We start from the raw sequence: 14,862 nt of genomic DNA on the forward strand, positions 1-14,862 counted from the left end.
ACACGCACCCTTTCCCGCCGACCGCTTACCACTGATACGAGGCACCAATCCCGGCAGTCGTGCCACCCGCGGACATCCCAACACCCGCTTTCACCTTGATGTTGTCCTTGATACGAGCCGTACCGCCCAGTGCGATCGCCTGATAACCGTTGTAAGTCGCTGCCGCGATACCGAACGACAGTTTCTTGCCTTGATCGACTTCTGGAATCATCGTCAGCGCGGTAGCGGCGGCGATTCCCGAGTAGGCGTTCCTGGCGAGATTGTTGACCGCCTGGTTGGTCGCGTTGATACGCTGATCGGTGTAGTTGTTGGCCTGCTGAACGCCTTGTGCGACCGAGCTGTTCATCTGACCGACATTGACTGCATCCGTGTCCGCCGTACCCGCTGCGACGTTGGTGATCTGGCGTTCGTGACCCGCTGAACCCACCGATACCGAGTTATCGCGATCCGTCACCGAGCCCTGACCCAACGCCACCGAGTTCGCATTGCCAGCCTGCGAGCCCGTGCCGATCGCCGTCGAGTTGACGCCGGTCGCCGCCGCATTGGCGCCCACTGCCACCGCGTTCTCCGCTGCGGCGCTGGCGTTTGCCCCAACCACCGTGCTGCCCGCACCGGTACCCGGCATCGCCGCGTTAGCCACTGCTTCACTGTTGCGGTCCGACGACGAAACATCCGGAGTGACCGGCTGGATGTTCGACACCTGGGAACCGAGATCCTTCACCTGGCCGTTGAGATCCGTCACCTGGTCCTGCAACGCCGACAGCTGGCCGTAGTTCACCGCGTCATACTGGCTCGTGCCGTTCGCCACATTGGTCAGGATTACCGGACCTGCGCTCTGGCCTCCGCCCAGCGTCACGGAACCGAAGTTCACCGAACCGTCAACGTTACGGTCGTACTGCACCGCGCCCGACAGTTGTGTTCCGACGTCGCCCACCTGGGTCTGCAGCTTCGTGATGTCCGTGGTGTTCTGCGTGACCCGGTCATCCAGGTTGGTGACGGCATCGCCTACGCTATGCACGGTCGTACCACCCACGCTGTAGCTCGGCGCGCTGACCGTACCGTCCGCGTTCACGGTCGAGCCGCCACCCAGACCAGCGGCCACGCTCGCCGAGTTCGCATACAGCTGGCTGCCGTTGACGGCTTCCTTGCTGCCCGCTGCAATCGCACCGTCGGCAACGCCGCTCAGCGAGCGCGCGCCATCGGTGCCACCGAAGTCCACCGTCGTGCCGTCCAGGTCCCTGGCCACCGTGATGGCCTTGCTGGTCGCGTCCTGCTGCACCAGGCCGACGCTGCCGCCGTCCAGCTGCTGCGTCAGGTTCGTGACCGAGCCTTCCACGTTGGTCACGCGGCCGTCGATGGTGGTGATCGCCGTCGTGTTGGCCGCAATGCTGGCCGTGTTGGCCGTCACGTTCTGGTTGGTCGCGTGCAGCTGCGAACCGTTCACCGCTTCGGTGCTGGTGTCGCTCAGCGCACCGGCCTTCACGCCGCTCAGCGTGCGCGCGCCCTCAGTGCCACCGAAGTCCACCGTCGTGCCGTCCAGGTCCCTGGCCACCGTGATGGTCTTGCTGGTCGCGTCCTGCTGCACCAGGCCGACGCTACCGCCGTCCAGCTGCTGCGTCAGGTTCGTGACCGAGCCTTCCACGTTGGTCACGCGGCCGTCGATGGTGGTGATCGCCGTCGTGTTGGCCGCAATGCTGGCCGTGTTGGCCGTCACGTTCTGGTTGGTCGCGTGCAGCTGCGAACCGTTCACCGTTTCGGTGCTGGTGTCGCTCAGCGCACCGGCCTTCACGCCGCTCAGCGTGCGCGCGCCCTCAGTGCCACCGAAATCCACCGTCGTGCCGTCCAGGTCCCTGGCCACCGTGATGGTCTTGCTGGTCGCGTCCTGCTGCACCAGGCCGACGCTACCGCCGTCCAGCTGCTGCGTCAGGTTCGTGACCGAGCCTTCCACGTTGGTCACGCGGCCGTCGATGGTGGTGATCGCCGTCGTGTTGGCCGCAATGCTGGCCGTGTTGGCCGTCACGTTCTGGTTGGTCGCGTGCAGCTGCGAACCGTTCACCGTTTCGGTGCTGGTGTCGCTCAGCGCACCGGCCTTCACGCCGCTCAGCGTGCGCGCGCCCTCAGTGCCACCGAAATCCACCGTCGTGCCGTCCAGGTCCCTGGCCACCGTGATGGTCTTGCTGGTCGCGTCCTGCTGCACCAGGCCGACGCTACCGCCGTCCAGCTGCTGCGTCAGGTTCGTGACCGAGCCTTCCACGTTGGTCACGCGGCCGTCGATGGTGGTGATCGCCGTCGTGTTGGCCGTCACGTTCTGGTTGGTCGCGTGCAGCTGCGAACCGTTCACCGCTTCGGTGCTGGTGTCGCTCAGCGCACCGGCCTTCACGCCGCTCAGCGTGCGCGCGCCCTCAGTTCCACCGAAGTCCACCGTCGTGCCGTCCAGGTCCCTGGCCACCGTGATGGCCTTGCTGGTCGCGTCCTGCTGCACCAGGCCGACGCTGCCGCCGTCCAGCTGCTGCGTCAGGTTCGTGACCGAGCCTTCCACGTTGGTCACGCGGCCGTCGATGGTGGTGATCGCCGTCGTGTTGGCCGTCACGTTCTGGTTGGTCGCGTGCAGCTGCGAACCGTTCACCGCTTCGGTGCTGGTGTCGCTCAGCGCACCGGCCTTCACGCCGCTCAGCGTGCGCGCGCCCTCCGTTCCACCGAAGTCTACCGTCGTGCCGTCCAGGTCCCTGGCCACCGTGATGGCCTTGCTGGTCGCGTCCTGCTGCACCAGGCCGACGCTGCCGCCGTCCAGCTGCTGCGTCAGGTTCGTGACCGAGCCTTCCACGTTGGTCACGCGGCCGTCGATGCTGGTGATCGCAGCCGTGTTGGCCGCGATGTTCGTCGCGTTGGCCGTCACGCTCAGGTTGGTCGCGTGCAACTGTGAACCGTTCACCGCGTCCGTGCTCGTCGCGCTCAGGCGGCCTGCGGCCACGTTCGTGATCGTGCGCTCGTTACCTGCGCTGCCCACGCTCACCGTGCTCGCCGGGTTCGCACCGGCGAACGCATAATCCGTCCCGCCGATGGTCGCTCCACTGGTGCCCACCGCCGCAGACGTCGTCGAGCCTGCGCCCAGCGCTACCGAGCCCTTCTCCGTTGCAGAAGCATCGGCGCCCAGTGCCGTTGCCCTATCCACGGTCGTAGCAGCGTACGCACCAAGCGCAATAGCATCTATGCCTGCCGCCTGAGCGTGCGAACCGATCGCAATGGCCCAGCCGCCTGCCGCCTGAGCGGACGTACCGATCGCAGTGGCTGAGGCGCCTGCCGCATCAGCCATTGCACCAACCGCAGTGGCGTGGTCGCCTGCCGCCTCAGCGGACGAACCGATCGCAGTTGCGACGAACCCGCTTGCAGCAGCCGCCTGACCAAGCGCAGTGGCGTAGGCGGCTGCCGCCTGAGCGTGATTACCGATTGCAGTCGAGTTTCCCCCGCTGGCCGTGGCAGAGGCGCCCAGCGCCACATCATTCGTGTTGTTCGACACCGCGCCCATACCGATCGCCACCGAATCCTGACCCACTGCCGACGAATCCTCACCCGTCGAGTTCGCGTGGAAGTACTTCGTGCCCTTCTCGTACACGTCGGTGACCTGGCCACCGATATTCGTCACCTGGTCGTCCAGGCTGGTGATCAAGTTGGTGTTCTGGTCCACCTGCTGGTTCGTGGCGTACAGCTGCGAACCGTTCACCGCTTCGGTGCTGGTGTCGCTCAGCGCACCGGCCTTCACGCCGCTCAGCGTGCGCGCGCCCTCAGTGCCACCGAAATCCACCGTCGTGCCGTCCAGATCCCTGGCCACCGTTATGTTCCGGGTCGCTGCGTCGTGCTGCACCAGACCGATCGTGCCGTCGTTCAGGCTGTTGGTGACGTTCGTGATGTCGCCACTCATCTTCGTGATGTCGGCTTTGTTGATCGCGATGTCCTTGCTGTTGTCGAGCGCGATGTTGTGGATCATCACTAGGCCATCGTTGAGGTTATCCATCAATGTGGCGTTGCGGCGCACGCTTTCGTCGATGTTGGCAAACGCGTCACCCACGTTGTTGACCGTCGTACCGCCCACGCTGTAGCTCGGCGCGCTGATCGTGCCGTCCGACTCGATCGCCGCCCCACCGCCTAGCGCATTCACCACTCCGCCGAGCTGGCTCAGATTGACGGCATCCGTACTTTGGGTACCTGCAGCCAGGTTCACAATCTGGCGTTGGCCGGTGGACGTGCCTACCGACACCGTATTCGCCCGGTCGGCCACCGAATTCACGCCCAAAGCTACGCTATTGGTCGCGGTGACCGTGCTCCCGAAACCGAGCGCCACAGAATCTGAGGCACTCACGGTTGAAGCTGGGCCGAAAGCTGCCGAGCGATCACCGTTGACAACGGCCATTTCGCCGAGCGCAATCGTGCCACCCCCGTTCGCCTCGGCTGAATCGCCGATGGCAATGGCCGAGCTACCGTCATAATTAACGTCGCCTTTAGCGTTTGCACCAGCACCAATCGCTATCGATCCAGGAGTGCTGGCAGAAGCAGCGACGGCGGTGCTGGTCGAATTGTCAATAGCAATGTTGCCATAGGCGCCAATAGGGTTCGCAACTTTAGCAGCAGCATTCCCACTGTAGCCGGCAATCACACCCAAGGCTACGCCGATGCTACCCATCACGCAGCGTGACTTGCTGCGCTTGCCGCGACGTGCAGTGTGCTCGGATGCAGCCACCCACGACCCAAGGGCTTCACTCCAGATGCTGACATAGGACTTGTTCATGACATGATTCCTTTTAAAGTTTGAAAAAGAACTGAGGTATGCGAACTAATGCCAAATCGCCGTTGCCATTTCTTGCTGTTCGATATCAGCTGCAAAAACGGGGGCGATGACGATCCAGAAAGCTCATGGCCGCAGTAAGAATCGGCCAGATTTCTGCCGAGTCAATCTGGGGCAGGCCTTTGCTAAATCTCTGTAACTGGGTTCAGTCTATATTTTTGAGATTGGATAAAAATAGGACCGGTCCGAATCGGCGCGGGCCGGTATTTGAGCGCTGCAGCGCTTGAGATGGCGGCACTGCCTGCTAACGCGGAGAGCGTGGCAAGGTCAGAAATCTTGACGGGACGGCAGATAGTGGAAAGGGTGCCCTATGTGTTTCATCAACTATCAACAGTTCAGCGATGCCCGTCGCCAATGCTTGCGCTGACGAGTGCAACCGCGCGCCGAACGGGTTTCAGTCGAGCTTCACGTAACAGGCGACGACCAGAAGTGAAGGCGGGGACAGGCGCAAACCGCAACGCCGCCCGCCACAGGCGGCTCAATCGACATCAAACACGCAACGAGTCGGAATCGCCGTATGATGCGGAAATCATTCCTTGCGTCCCTGATTCAGGTCCGCCATGCCATCACAGAGCACAGATTCCAGCAGGCATGGACGCGTGGTTCACACGCTCAACGGCGACTCACGCGTTGATGAGCCGAGCAGGCTGAACCGCTATCAGCGGACGCTCGTCATGGGCGCGGGCGTCGCGGTCTCGTTTGTCCTGGTGCTGTTGACCGGCGTTGTGCTGAAATCGACGGTCACGGACTACGTCGAGGATCGCTATACCGATTTCGCTCTCCGGCAGACTCGCCTGCAGCTGGAGTTTCTCGAGCGGGAAAGAACGCTGAGAGCCGCCATCCTCCATGAAGATATCGAGTTCAGTCCCGTGTTGATCAACAGCGCGCCACAGCAGGTAAGGCTCGCCGCGCAACGTCACAAATACTTCTGCCGTGCACGCCGCGGAGCAACTGTGGTCAAGCGGTTAGTTGAGGACAGGAGTGCGACATGGTTTCCGCCAGCCACCGATCCCTTTAGCAAACAGCCCGTCATCCGGCTGGTCATGCCGGCCTTCGCTTGAGCGCGAAGTGCTGACGGATCGGACCGAAGCTCGATAAGAAAGCCTGCGTGCGTTCAGGATCGCACCCGCTGATGCGTGGCCATTGACGTTCTTGCGTGCCGCCAGCGCGCATTCTTCGAGAAGACGAATGGAAACCCCAGGCCGTGGCCGTGGACGATCGGTCGAAGTCGATTTTTTTCGCGGTATCGTGCTGATCGTCATCGTGCTCGATCACATTCCCGGCAGCACGCTATCGCATCTGATGCTGCACGCGTACGCGTTGTGCGATTCGGCCGAGGTGTTCGTGTTTCTCGGCGGCTATGCATCGGCGGCGGCGTATACGGCGGTGCTTGCGCATCGCGGCGAACACGCGGCGCAGCTGCGCTTCCTCAAACGCTGCGGGGAGATCTATCGCGCGTATCTGTTGACGGCGGTGCTGACGCTCGTGTCCGGCGCGATTCTCGCGCTGCTCGATCTGAATCGGCCGATGGTAGAAATGACCGGCTGGCCGCCGTTCGCGTTGCAGCCATGGCGTCAAGCATTCGATATCGCGCTGTTGCGCCGGCAACCGTATCTGTCCAGCGTGCTGCCGATGTACGTGCTGTTCGCGCTATGCGTGCCCGTGATGGTGCCGCTCGCGCGCCGCTCTGCATCGCTCGGGCTCGCGGTGAGCGTCGCGGTGTGGGCCGTCGCGAGGCCGCTCGCCGCGTTATTCAGCATTGACGCCGTCGCCGACTGGGCTTTTAATCCGTTTGCGTGGCAACTGATGTTCGTGCTCGGTATGCTGTGCCGCGTGCAGCCGATCAGCGAACGTTTTCATGCGAGCTATACCGCGCAGTGGCTCACGCGCGTCGCGGTGGTCGCGGTGCTTGGCTTTGCGATGGTCAAACTTTTCGTGCTGACGCAGCCTTTGTCCGGCACGCACAAGCAGAATCTTTCAGTGGAACGTGTGATCAATTTCATCGTCATCGCGTGGCTCGCCGCCCAGTTCGTGCGGATGGGCAGTATCGCGTGGCTAGCGAGGCGGCTGCCCGCCGTCGTGACGGTGGGGCGCACCGGACTCGTGTGCTTCGTGACCGGCACGCTGGTGTCGTTGATCATCGACACGGCGACACCGCACACGTTTCACGGTTTTCGCGCGGTGCTGGTCGGGCTCGGCGGCGACCTCGCGGCGATCGGCGCGCTGCTGATGATCGCGCGCGGCTGGAGCGGCTGGAAAGGGCAGCAGTCGGGCGCACAGGCGAATGGCGCGGGTTGCGGATGACACGACGCGAGCGCCGCGTGCGCATCACGACCACGATGCGCACGACGCGCAAGCTCGTTGGACTCGCGACCGTGATGAGCGTTGTCGTGCTCGCGTGGCTCGCGATGCATCGCACGGCCGCGCAGGCCAAAGAGACACCGTTCGCGATGCACTGCGCGGAGTTCGCGGGCGCGGTGCTGTCGCCCGAATTGATCGAGATGCCGACGGCCGGCGCGCTGATCGAAAGCGCGGCGATGATCGGCGCGACCGCGCCGGGCAATCAGCAAGGCGGCGAGTATTGCCGCATCACGGGCCGCATCAAGGCGCTGAATCGGACAACGCCCGACATCCGCTTCGATCTGAATCTGCCGAGTCGCTGGAATGGCCGTGCGTTGCAGATCGGCGGCGGCGGGTACAACGGCGTGGTTGTCAGCGGCACCGGCGTGATGCCGTTCTCGCCGGATCGCGCGCCGCTCGCGCAAGGCTACGCGACGTTCGGTGACGACTCGGGGCATGTCGGCGATTCGTCGCTCGCGGCGTTTGGTCTCGTCGATGAAGCGGTGACGAACTTCGGCTACGCGCATCTGAAGAAAACCCATGACGTCGCGCTCGCGTTGATCGCGCACGCGTACGGCAGGCCGCCGCAGCGCATGTATTTTGCCGGCGGCTCGACGGGGGGCCGCGAAGGCTACACGGTGATGCAGCGCTTCCCCGACGACTACGACGGCGTGATCGCCAATGCGCCCGCGCTGAATTTTTCCGGCGTGCGGCTGATCGGCGTGAAGCTCGGCCAGGCCGAGTACGGTACGCCGGGCGGCTTCGTGCCGCCGGCGCTGCTCGAACGCGTCTATCAACGCACGCTCGAGGTGTGCGACCGGCTCGACGGCATGGCCGACGGCATCGTCAGCGACGTCGAAGCATGTCGCGCGCACGAAGCGCAAATTGTCGATTCGCTGCGTTGCGCGCTGCGCCTTTCATCTGACGATGCGTGTCTGACCGACGCGCAACTGGCCACCTTGCTGGCGATGCGCGACGGGCTGTCGCTGCCGTATCGGCTCGCGTGGGACGTGAGCGGCTATCGCGGCTACAACGTGTTCCAGGGCACGCAACTGACCGGCGCGCTCGGGCTCGCGCATCAGCCGCGGCGTCAACCGGTGCCGACGTTCTATGCGAACGGCTATCTGTTCGCGCAAGGCGACGGCTATCTGCGCTACTTCGTCGCGCGCGATGCGGACTTCGATTCGTTGACGTTCGATTCGCAACGCCCCGGCAAATATCGCGCGCGACTGATCGCGCTGTCGGGCACGATCGGCGCGATGAACCCCGACCTGTCGCGTTACATCGCGCGCGGCGGCAAGCTGATCACGCTGCAGGGTCTCGCCGACGAAGTGATCAGCCCGAACCAGACGATCGCATATCACGACGCGCTAGTCGCGCGTTTCGGCAAGGACGAGGTGGATCGCTTCATGCGGCTGTACATGGTGCCGGGGTTTCAGCATGGCAACGGCGTGTTCATTCCATCGGTCGATCTGCTCGGGGCGCTCGACGCGTGGGTCACGCGCGGCGTCGCGCCCGAAACGCTGATGGCCACAGATCTCGCCGCGGCGACGAATGGACGCTCGCGGCCGCTGTGCCGCTATCCCGGGTTTCCGCGCTATCTCGGCCGAGGCAATGTAAATCTGGCGAGTAGTTTTGTCTGTGCGCAGCCTTGAGGTCTGAGTCGTCGCAGCGCCTGTTTGACCGGCGAGCCGCGCTAGAAAACGTGCGGACCGAGCCGGGGCCCACGCCCGACGAGCCGATAGCCCGAGCGCCACCGCCTTTTCGCGCACGTAGCGCCGCAACCGCACGATCTGTTCGTCCGCTCGCGTGCGCTGCACGCTTTCGCACTTTCCATTACATTGCGGATGCGGCGCGTTCCTTCGCGCCGTTTCCTGTCATTCAACAGCGGTGTCGGCCATCATCGAGTCCATGCAGCCAATCGTTTCGGTCACGAATCTGTCGAAAACCTATGCCAGCGGTTTTCAGGCACTGAAGAACATCAATCTGGCGATCCACCGTGGAGAAATCTTCGCGCTGCTCGGGCCGAACGGCGCGGGCAAGACCACGCTGATCAGCATCGTCTGCGGCATCGTCAACGCGAGCGAAGGCGGCGTGACGGTGGACGGCCACGACATCGGCTCCAACTATCGCGCGGCCCGCTCGCTGATCGGCCTCGTGCCGCAGGAGTTGACCACGGACGCGTTCGAAACCGTCTGGGCCACCGTGTCGTTCAGCCGCGGCCTGTTCGGCAAGCCGAAGAATCCCGCTTACATCGAGAAAGTGCTGCGCGACCTGTCGCTATGGGAGAAGCGCGACAACAAGATCATCACGCTGTCGGGCGGCATGAAGCGGCGCGTGTTGATCGCGAAGGCGCTGTCGCACGAGCCGCGCGTGCTGTTTCTCGACGAGCCGACCGCCGGCGTCGACGTCGAGCTGCGGCGCGACATGTGGAAGCTCGTGCGCTCGCTCGCGGCGAGCGGCGTGACGATCATCCTGACCACGCATTACATCGACGAAGCCGAGGAGATGGCCGACCGCATCGGCGTGATCAACGCGGGCGAAATCATGCTGGTCGAAGAGAAGACCGAGCTGATGCGCAAGCTCGGCACGAAGCAGTTGACGCTGCAACTGGAGAGCCCCCTCGACACGGTGCCGGCTTCGCTCGCCGGCTACGGGCTCGCGGTCGCGAACGGCGGCAACGAACTGACCTACACCTATGAAGGCGAGGGCGGGCGCACCGACATCATCGCGCTGCTGAAATCGCTCGACGACGCCGGTATCCGCTTCAAGGACCTGCACACCACGCAGAGTTCGCTCGAAGACATTTTCGTCAGTCTGCTGCGGGGGAACCCATGAACATCTACGCAATGCGCGCGATCTACAAGTTCGAAATGGCGCGCACGTGGCGCACGCTGATGCAAAGCATCATCGCGCCGGTGATTTCCACGTCGCTGTACTTCGTCGTGTTCGGCTCGGCGATCGGCTCGCGTATCAAGGAAGTGGAGGGCATCAGCTACGGCGCGTTCATCGTGCCGGGTCTGATCATGTTGTCGCTGCTGTCGCAAAGCATCGCGAACGCGTCGTTCGGGATTTACTTCCCGCGTTTCACGGGCACGATCTACGAGCTGCTGTCGGCGCCCGTATCGTATCTGGAGATCGTCGTCAGCTATGTGGGCGCGGCGGCCACCAAGTCGATCCTGCTCGGGCTCATCATTCTCGCGACCGCCGCGCTGTTCGTGCCGTTGCAGATCATGCATCCATTATGGATGGTGCTGTTTCTCGTGCTGACGGCCGTCACGTTCAGTCTGCTCGGCTTCATCATCGGCATCTGGGCGGACAGCTTCGAGAAGCTGCAACTGGTGCCGCTCCTAATCGTCACGCCGCTCACGTTTCTCGGCGGCGCCTTCTATTCGGTGGACATGCTGCCGCCGTTCTGGCACGCCGTCACGCTGTTCAATCCGATCGTTTATCTGGTCAGCGGATTTCGCTGGAGCTTCTACGAGTTGGGCGACGTCGGCGTCGGCCTGAGTCTCGGCATGACACTGCTGTTCCTCGCGGTGTTCCTCGTGATCGTCGGCTGGATCTTCAGGACCGGCTATCGCTTGAAAAGCTGATAAGACCGCGCGATTAGCAGAGGGCGCGACAGCGAAAAGCCGTCGCGCCCTCTTCATCGATACGCGCAGACGCCGACTACAACAGATACGCCTGCGCGACATTGATCAACTGCACGCGGTTGCGCACGTTGAACAGCTGCCGCAAGCGCCGCAGATGATAGTCGACGTTATGCGGCGACAGCCCGAGGAAATACGCGATTTCCTTGTCGCGCTGCCCCTGCACGACCGCCTTCAGCACCGCGTGCTGCAGCGTGCTCAGCGCGACGCGCTGCTGCTGCGCGGGCGCGATGCCGATCACGCTTTTCGCGTGCATCCAGATGAACTCATGAATCGAGTGCGCGAACATCAGCGTTTCCGCGACGATCGATTCGGTCATCCAGCGCGGGTTGCCGATCTCCGAATTGAAGCACAGGCTCGCGCTCAGCTCCGGCCCCGGCAGCGGCATCTGCGTGAGAATGCCGCTCTTGCGGCCGGTCGCCTCCAGCATGTCGATCAGCGCGCCGAGCCGCTCGCTGCGCAGCTGCGCGCGCGGCAGGTCGGCGCGCAGGTCGGCGGTATTCCACAGAAACGGCATGCCGGTCGGCGACGCGAGCGCGACGCGCGGATCGAGCTCGAAATAGCGCTCGCGGAAATAGCGCGTGAGCCATGCCTGCGACTCGTAGCTCGTCAACACGAACATGGTCTTGTGATGCGAAGACGTGCGCGTGGCGGTATAGCTGAACGAGTCGAAGCCCAATTGCCTGATGCGCCGACGCACGAACTCCATGCGGTCCTGCGCGCTGCCGAACCGTCCGAGCGGACCGATCAGCGGCGCGGCCCGCCGCGCCGCGGGCGACGGCGTGCCGATTTCTTCCTCGGTGAACAGAGTCAGAAAGCCACTGCGACCCGCACCATTCGCGGCGCGGGGAGACATCTTCACTGCTTCAGCCGCGTGGGCTGATTGCGCGGCGTGCCGCGCGCCGGCCGGGTAAGCCGGTTGGGCGGATGCCGCTCTCGGGTGTGCTGCCGACGCGTGCCCGGCTTCGCCTTGCGGCGAGCCGGTCAGCCATTGCGGCAGCGTATCGCATTCATGTTCCATGAAACGGTAGCTCCGGCGTTCTAAACGCGTGAAAGACGACAACCTCAATGATTAGCGATTTCGTGAAAGGTCGGTAGCCGGTTCCTTGCTATCATTTTTGTGATCTTGCGCTGACAGTGGACCGGCAATACGGGTACGGCGGCGTTTCTCCTTCCATACGGCACCTCCTTCGAGGGGATGTGATGGCACGAATTCCCAAGCTCACGACGACGCTCGCCTACGACCGCTACATGGCCGGCCAGCGACTCGTGTCGAGCGTGGATCGCGAGTGGCGGCATCTGGTGCTGCGCTCGTATCTCGAGCCGGTGCGGCAAGACCTGCTTGAAGCGCCCGGTTTGCGCGACTTCACGCTGATGACGCTCGCGAGCGGCGCCGAGCATCTCGAACGCAACCTCGGCGGTGCTTGGGAAAGCGCCGATATGCGCGTGAACGACCTGTGGTTCGTGCCGCCCACGCCGATCTCGTGGCGCTGGCATTCGATCAGCGACGAGCCGTTGTCTACGTTGCACGTGCACATCGAGCGCGATTTGATCGACAGCGTCGCGCAACAGATGGGGCTCGACGCGTCGCGTGAACTGTCGCTCGGCGACGCGATGCGCTTCCACGATCCGCTGATCGCCGCGATGCTTGCCGCGCTGCATCGCGCCGCCCGCGATCCGGCCGATTCGCGTCTGTATGTCGATACGCTGGCTCACGCGCTCGCCGCGCACCTGCTGCAGCACTATTCGAGCGGCAACGACGCGCGGCGCGGCGGCGCGACGCGGCCCGAACGGCTGGTGCCGCGCCGGATTCGCCGAGTGACCGAGTACATCCGCACCAATCTCGCCGAAGATCTGGCGATCGCCGAACTGGCCGAGCAGGCCGGTCTAAGCAGTTTTCATTTTTCTCGGGTGTTTCGCCGCGAGACCGGGGAGACGCCGCATCAGTTCGTGACGCGCTTGCGGCTCGAGGAAGCGGCGAGGCTGCTGCGCGCCACGGATCGAACCGTGCTGCAAATCGCGCTCGAAGTTGGCTTCGAGAATGCCAGTCATTTCTCCGTGCAGTTCAAGCGTGGCTATGGTGCGACGCCGCTCGCCTACCGGCTGCGCGCTTGAGATGCACGCCGGCTGATGCTTGCCTGCGCACGCCGTAGCGGCTCGCCTTTCTACAGTCGGAATCACGCACTTGCGCAGTGTGCTTTGCATTGCGCGGCTTGCAAACTACGAACTTTCGTGGCGGCGCGCGGTGCAAACTGGCATGGCACGTGGCGCAACGCTTCGCGGTTCGGCCGGCCGCCCGCGATCGGACGTGGTCTAACTGGACTGACCGCGGCGCCGACAACTGTATCTGTCGAAACCTTGCATCGGACGACAGAATCGAACCGCTTTTGAACCCCACATACCGGATAACGCGCCATGACCCGACTCAAGATGACCGCCTGCGGCCACGCCTTCATCGCCGAAACCCATCCCGATGCGCCGCAGACCGTGGCCGCGTTCCTGAAGCTGCTGCCGTACCGGCAGAAGCTGATCCATGTGCGCTGGAGCGGTGAGGGCTGCTGGGTGCCGCTCGGCGAATTCAAGCTCGAGAACGACGGCGTCGCGGTCGGCTTCGAGAATCACACGAGCCATCCATCGGTCGGCGACATCCTGTTCTATCCGGGCGGCTATAGCGAGACCGAGATCATCCTCGCATATGGTTCATGCTGCTTTGCGAGCAAGATGGGGCAACTCGCGGGCAATCATTTTCTGACGATCGTCGAAGGCAAGGAAAAACTGCGCGAGCTCGGCACGAAGGTGCTGTGGGAAGGCGCGCAGGAGGTGGTGTTCGAGAGGCTTTGAGCGAGCCGCATTTCCTTGCTGGGCATACGCGATGCTTGTTCGAAGAGCCGCGTGCGGTCAGGTACCGATCCGGCACCGACCATGCACGTGAGGCACTCGACACCACTGGCCCGCCCGGCGAGGAGGAGCAAATGCGAGGCATAAATGACAAGGTCCGCGCTGTAGTTTTTGCCATGTCGATCGTGCTGCTCTCGGCTTGCGGCGGGGGCGGTAACGGCAGCGGCGGGTCGAGTAGCGGCGGCAGCACGGCGGCCGAGCCGGCTGGCGGCGTCAAGCTGCAGGTCGTGTCGTTCGGCGACAGCCTGTCGGACGTCGGGACTTATGCGCCGCTCGCGAGCGCGGTGGGAGGCGGCCGTTTCACGACCAATCCCGGCCAGGTGTGGGCCCAGGACGTCGCGCAATACTACGGCGATACGCTCAGCGCCGCGTTCACGATCGATTTCACGCATAAGCTGAGTGCGCAGAGCGGCCTCGGTTATGCGGAAGGCGGCTCGACGGTGGCGACGCCGGCGAACCAGTACGACTATCTGAGCGACGTCATCGGCAACATCGAAATGCCTGTCAATCAGCAACTGTCGAGTTATCTGAGCGCTCACGGCAGCTTCAACGCCAATCAGCTCGTGCTCGTGTGGGTGGGCGCGAACGATGTGCTCCGCGCCGGCAACCTGCCCGCCGCGGCGCCGATCGTGCAGGCGGCGGCCACGACGCTCGCCCAGCTCGTCGGGCAGATCGTGCAGAACGGCGGCGCGCATGTGGTGGTGATCAATCTGCCGAACATCGGGCTGTCGCCGAAGGGGCTCGCTTCGGCCGATGGTGGCGCGAACCTCACGCAGTTGTCGCAGCTTTTCAACGCTACGTTGAACGCCGCGTTGCAAACCGATGGCCTGCAGTCGAAGGTGATCGAGGTCGATTCGTACACGTGGACGAATCAGGTCATCGGAAGCTTTCAGGCGAACGGTTTTACCGTATCGAATACGGGGCAGGCCTGCGATCCGAAGAAAACGCCCGATGACACCGCGCTGCTATGTTCGCCGGCAACCTACGTGAGCGCCAATGCGGATCAGACTTACATGTTCGCGGATGATTTGCATCCGACGACGCATATGCATGCGTTGTTTGCGCAGTTCGTCGAGCAGCAGATCGCGCATAGTGGGTTGGGGCGGTGAGGGGGGATACTGCGGCGGGGCG

9 protein-coding genes and 2 pseudogenes are annotated in these 14,862 nt (G+C 63.6%); 7 read left to right on the top strand and 4 right to left on the bottom strand.

Features of this window, described 5'->3' with window-relative positions:
- Positions 1 to 25 precede the first annotated feature (25 nt).
- The 3 genes and pseudogenes from OKW38_RS34395 to OKW38_RS34405 form a co-directional block, all read right to left on the bottom strand.
- Positions 26 to 4,783 (bottom strand): YadA-like family protein, encoded by a 4,758-nt coding sequence (locus tag OKW38_RS34395; RefSeq protein WP_429365116.1) that lies wholly within the window; start codon positions 4,781 to 4,783, stop codon positions 26 to 28.
- Between the two features lie 899 nt (positions 4,784 to 5,682).
- Positions 5,683 to 5,769 (bottom strand): annotated as a pseudogene (locus OKW38_RS34400) (IS6 family transposase); the annotation flags it as partial.
- Positions 5,770 to 5,893: 124 nt separating this feature from the next.
- Positions 5,894 to 5,962: pseudogene (locus tag OKW38_RS34405) on the bottom strand (transposase); the annotation flags it as partial.
- 66 nt (positions 5,963 to 6,028) lie between these two features.
- On the opposite strand from OKW38_RS34405, the gene OKW38_RS34410 reads away from it, so the two are divergent.
- From OKW38_RS34410 to OKW38_RS34425, 4 genes are all read left to right on the top strand, one after another.
- Complete coding sequence (locus OKW38_RS34410; protein ID WP_429365117.1) at positions 6,029 to 7,144, top strand: OpgC domain-containing protein; 1,116 nt, start codon at positions 6,029 to 6,031, stop codon at positions 7,142 to 7,144.
- Positions 7,141 to 8,835, top strand: a complete 1,695-nt coding sequence (locus OKW38_RS34415) for a tannase/feruloyl esterase family alpha/beta hydrolase (RefSeq protein WP_429365118.1) — start codon at positions 7,141 to 7,143, stop codon at positions 8,833 to 8,835. The genes OKW38_RS34410 and OKW38_RS34415 overlap by 4 nt, the downstream gene beginning before the upstream one ends.
- A 256-nt stretch (positions 8,836 to 9,091) precedes the next feature.
- Positions 9,092 to 10,018 carry an ABC transporter ATP-binding protein gene (locus tag OKW38_RS34420; RefSeq protein WP_090810431.1) on the top strand — a complete coding sequence of 309 codons (927 nt, stop codon included), beginning with the start codon at positions 9,092 to 9,094 and terminating at the stop codon, positions 10,016 to 10,018.
- Positions 10,015 to 10,776: an ABC transporter permease gene (locus OKW38_RS34425; RefSeq protein WP_184060479.1), complete on the top strand. Its 762-nt coding sequence runs from the start codon at positions 10,015 to 10,017 to the stop codon at positions 10,774 to 10,776. Before OKW38_RS34420 ends, OKW38_RS34425 begins: the two co-directional genes overlap by 4 nt.
- 76 nt (positions 10,777 to 10,852) lie before the next feature.
- Here OKW38_RS34425 and OKW38_RS34430 read toward each other — a convergent pair whose 3' ends face one another.
- On the bottom strand, positions 10,853 to 11,854 hold the full coding sequence (locus OKW38_RS34430) for an autoinducer binding domain-containing protein (protein WP_429365119.1): 1,002 nt from the start codon (positions 11,852 to 11,854) through the stop codon (positions 10,853 to 10,855).
- Positions 11,855 to 12,036: 182 nt separating this feature from the next.
- Here OKW38_RS34430 and OKW38_RS34435 point away from each other — a divergent pair, with 182 nt between their 5' ends.
- The 3 genes from OKW38_RS34435 (at position 12,037) to OKW38_RS34445 (ending at position 14,840) form a co-directional block, all read left to right on the top strand.
- Entirely contained in the window at positions 12,037 to 12,948 is a 912-nt protein-coding gene (locus tag OKW38_RS34435) for a helix-turn-helix domain-containing protein (RefSeq protein ID WP_429365120.1), read from the top strand.
- Positions 12,949 to 13,248: 300 nt separating this feature from the next.
- On the top strand, positions 13,249 to 13,674 hold the full coding sequence (locus OKW38_RS34440; RefSeq protein ID WP_018424716.1) for a DUF3830 family protein: 426 nt from the start codon (positions 13,249 to 13,251) through the stop codon (positions 13,672 to 13,674).
- Between the two features lie 131 nt (positions 13,675 to 13,805).
- A complete protein-coding gene (locus OKW38_RS34445) occupies positions 13,806 to 14,840 on the top strand; it encodes an SGNH/GDSL hydrolase family protein (protein WP_187619448.1) in 1,035 nt (344 codons plus the stop codon).
- Positions 14,841 to 14,862: the final 22 nt, after the last annotated feature.

Source organism: Paraburkholderia sp. MM5496-R1 (genome assembly GCF_050436205.1).
Classification (GTDB): domain Bacteria; phylum Pseudomonadota; class Gammaproteobacteria; order Burkholderiales; family Burkholderiaceae; genus Paraburkholderia; species Paraburkholderia tuberum.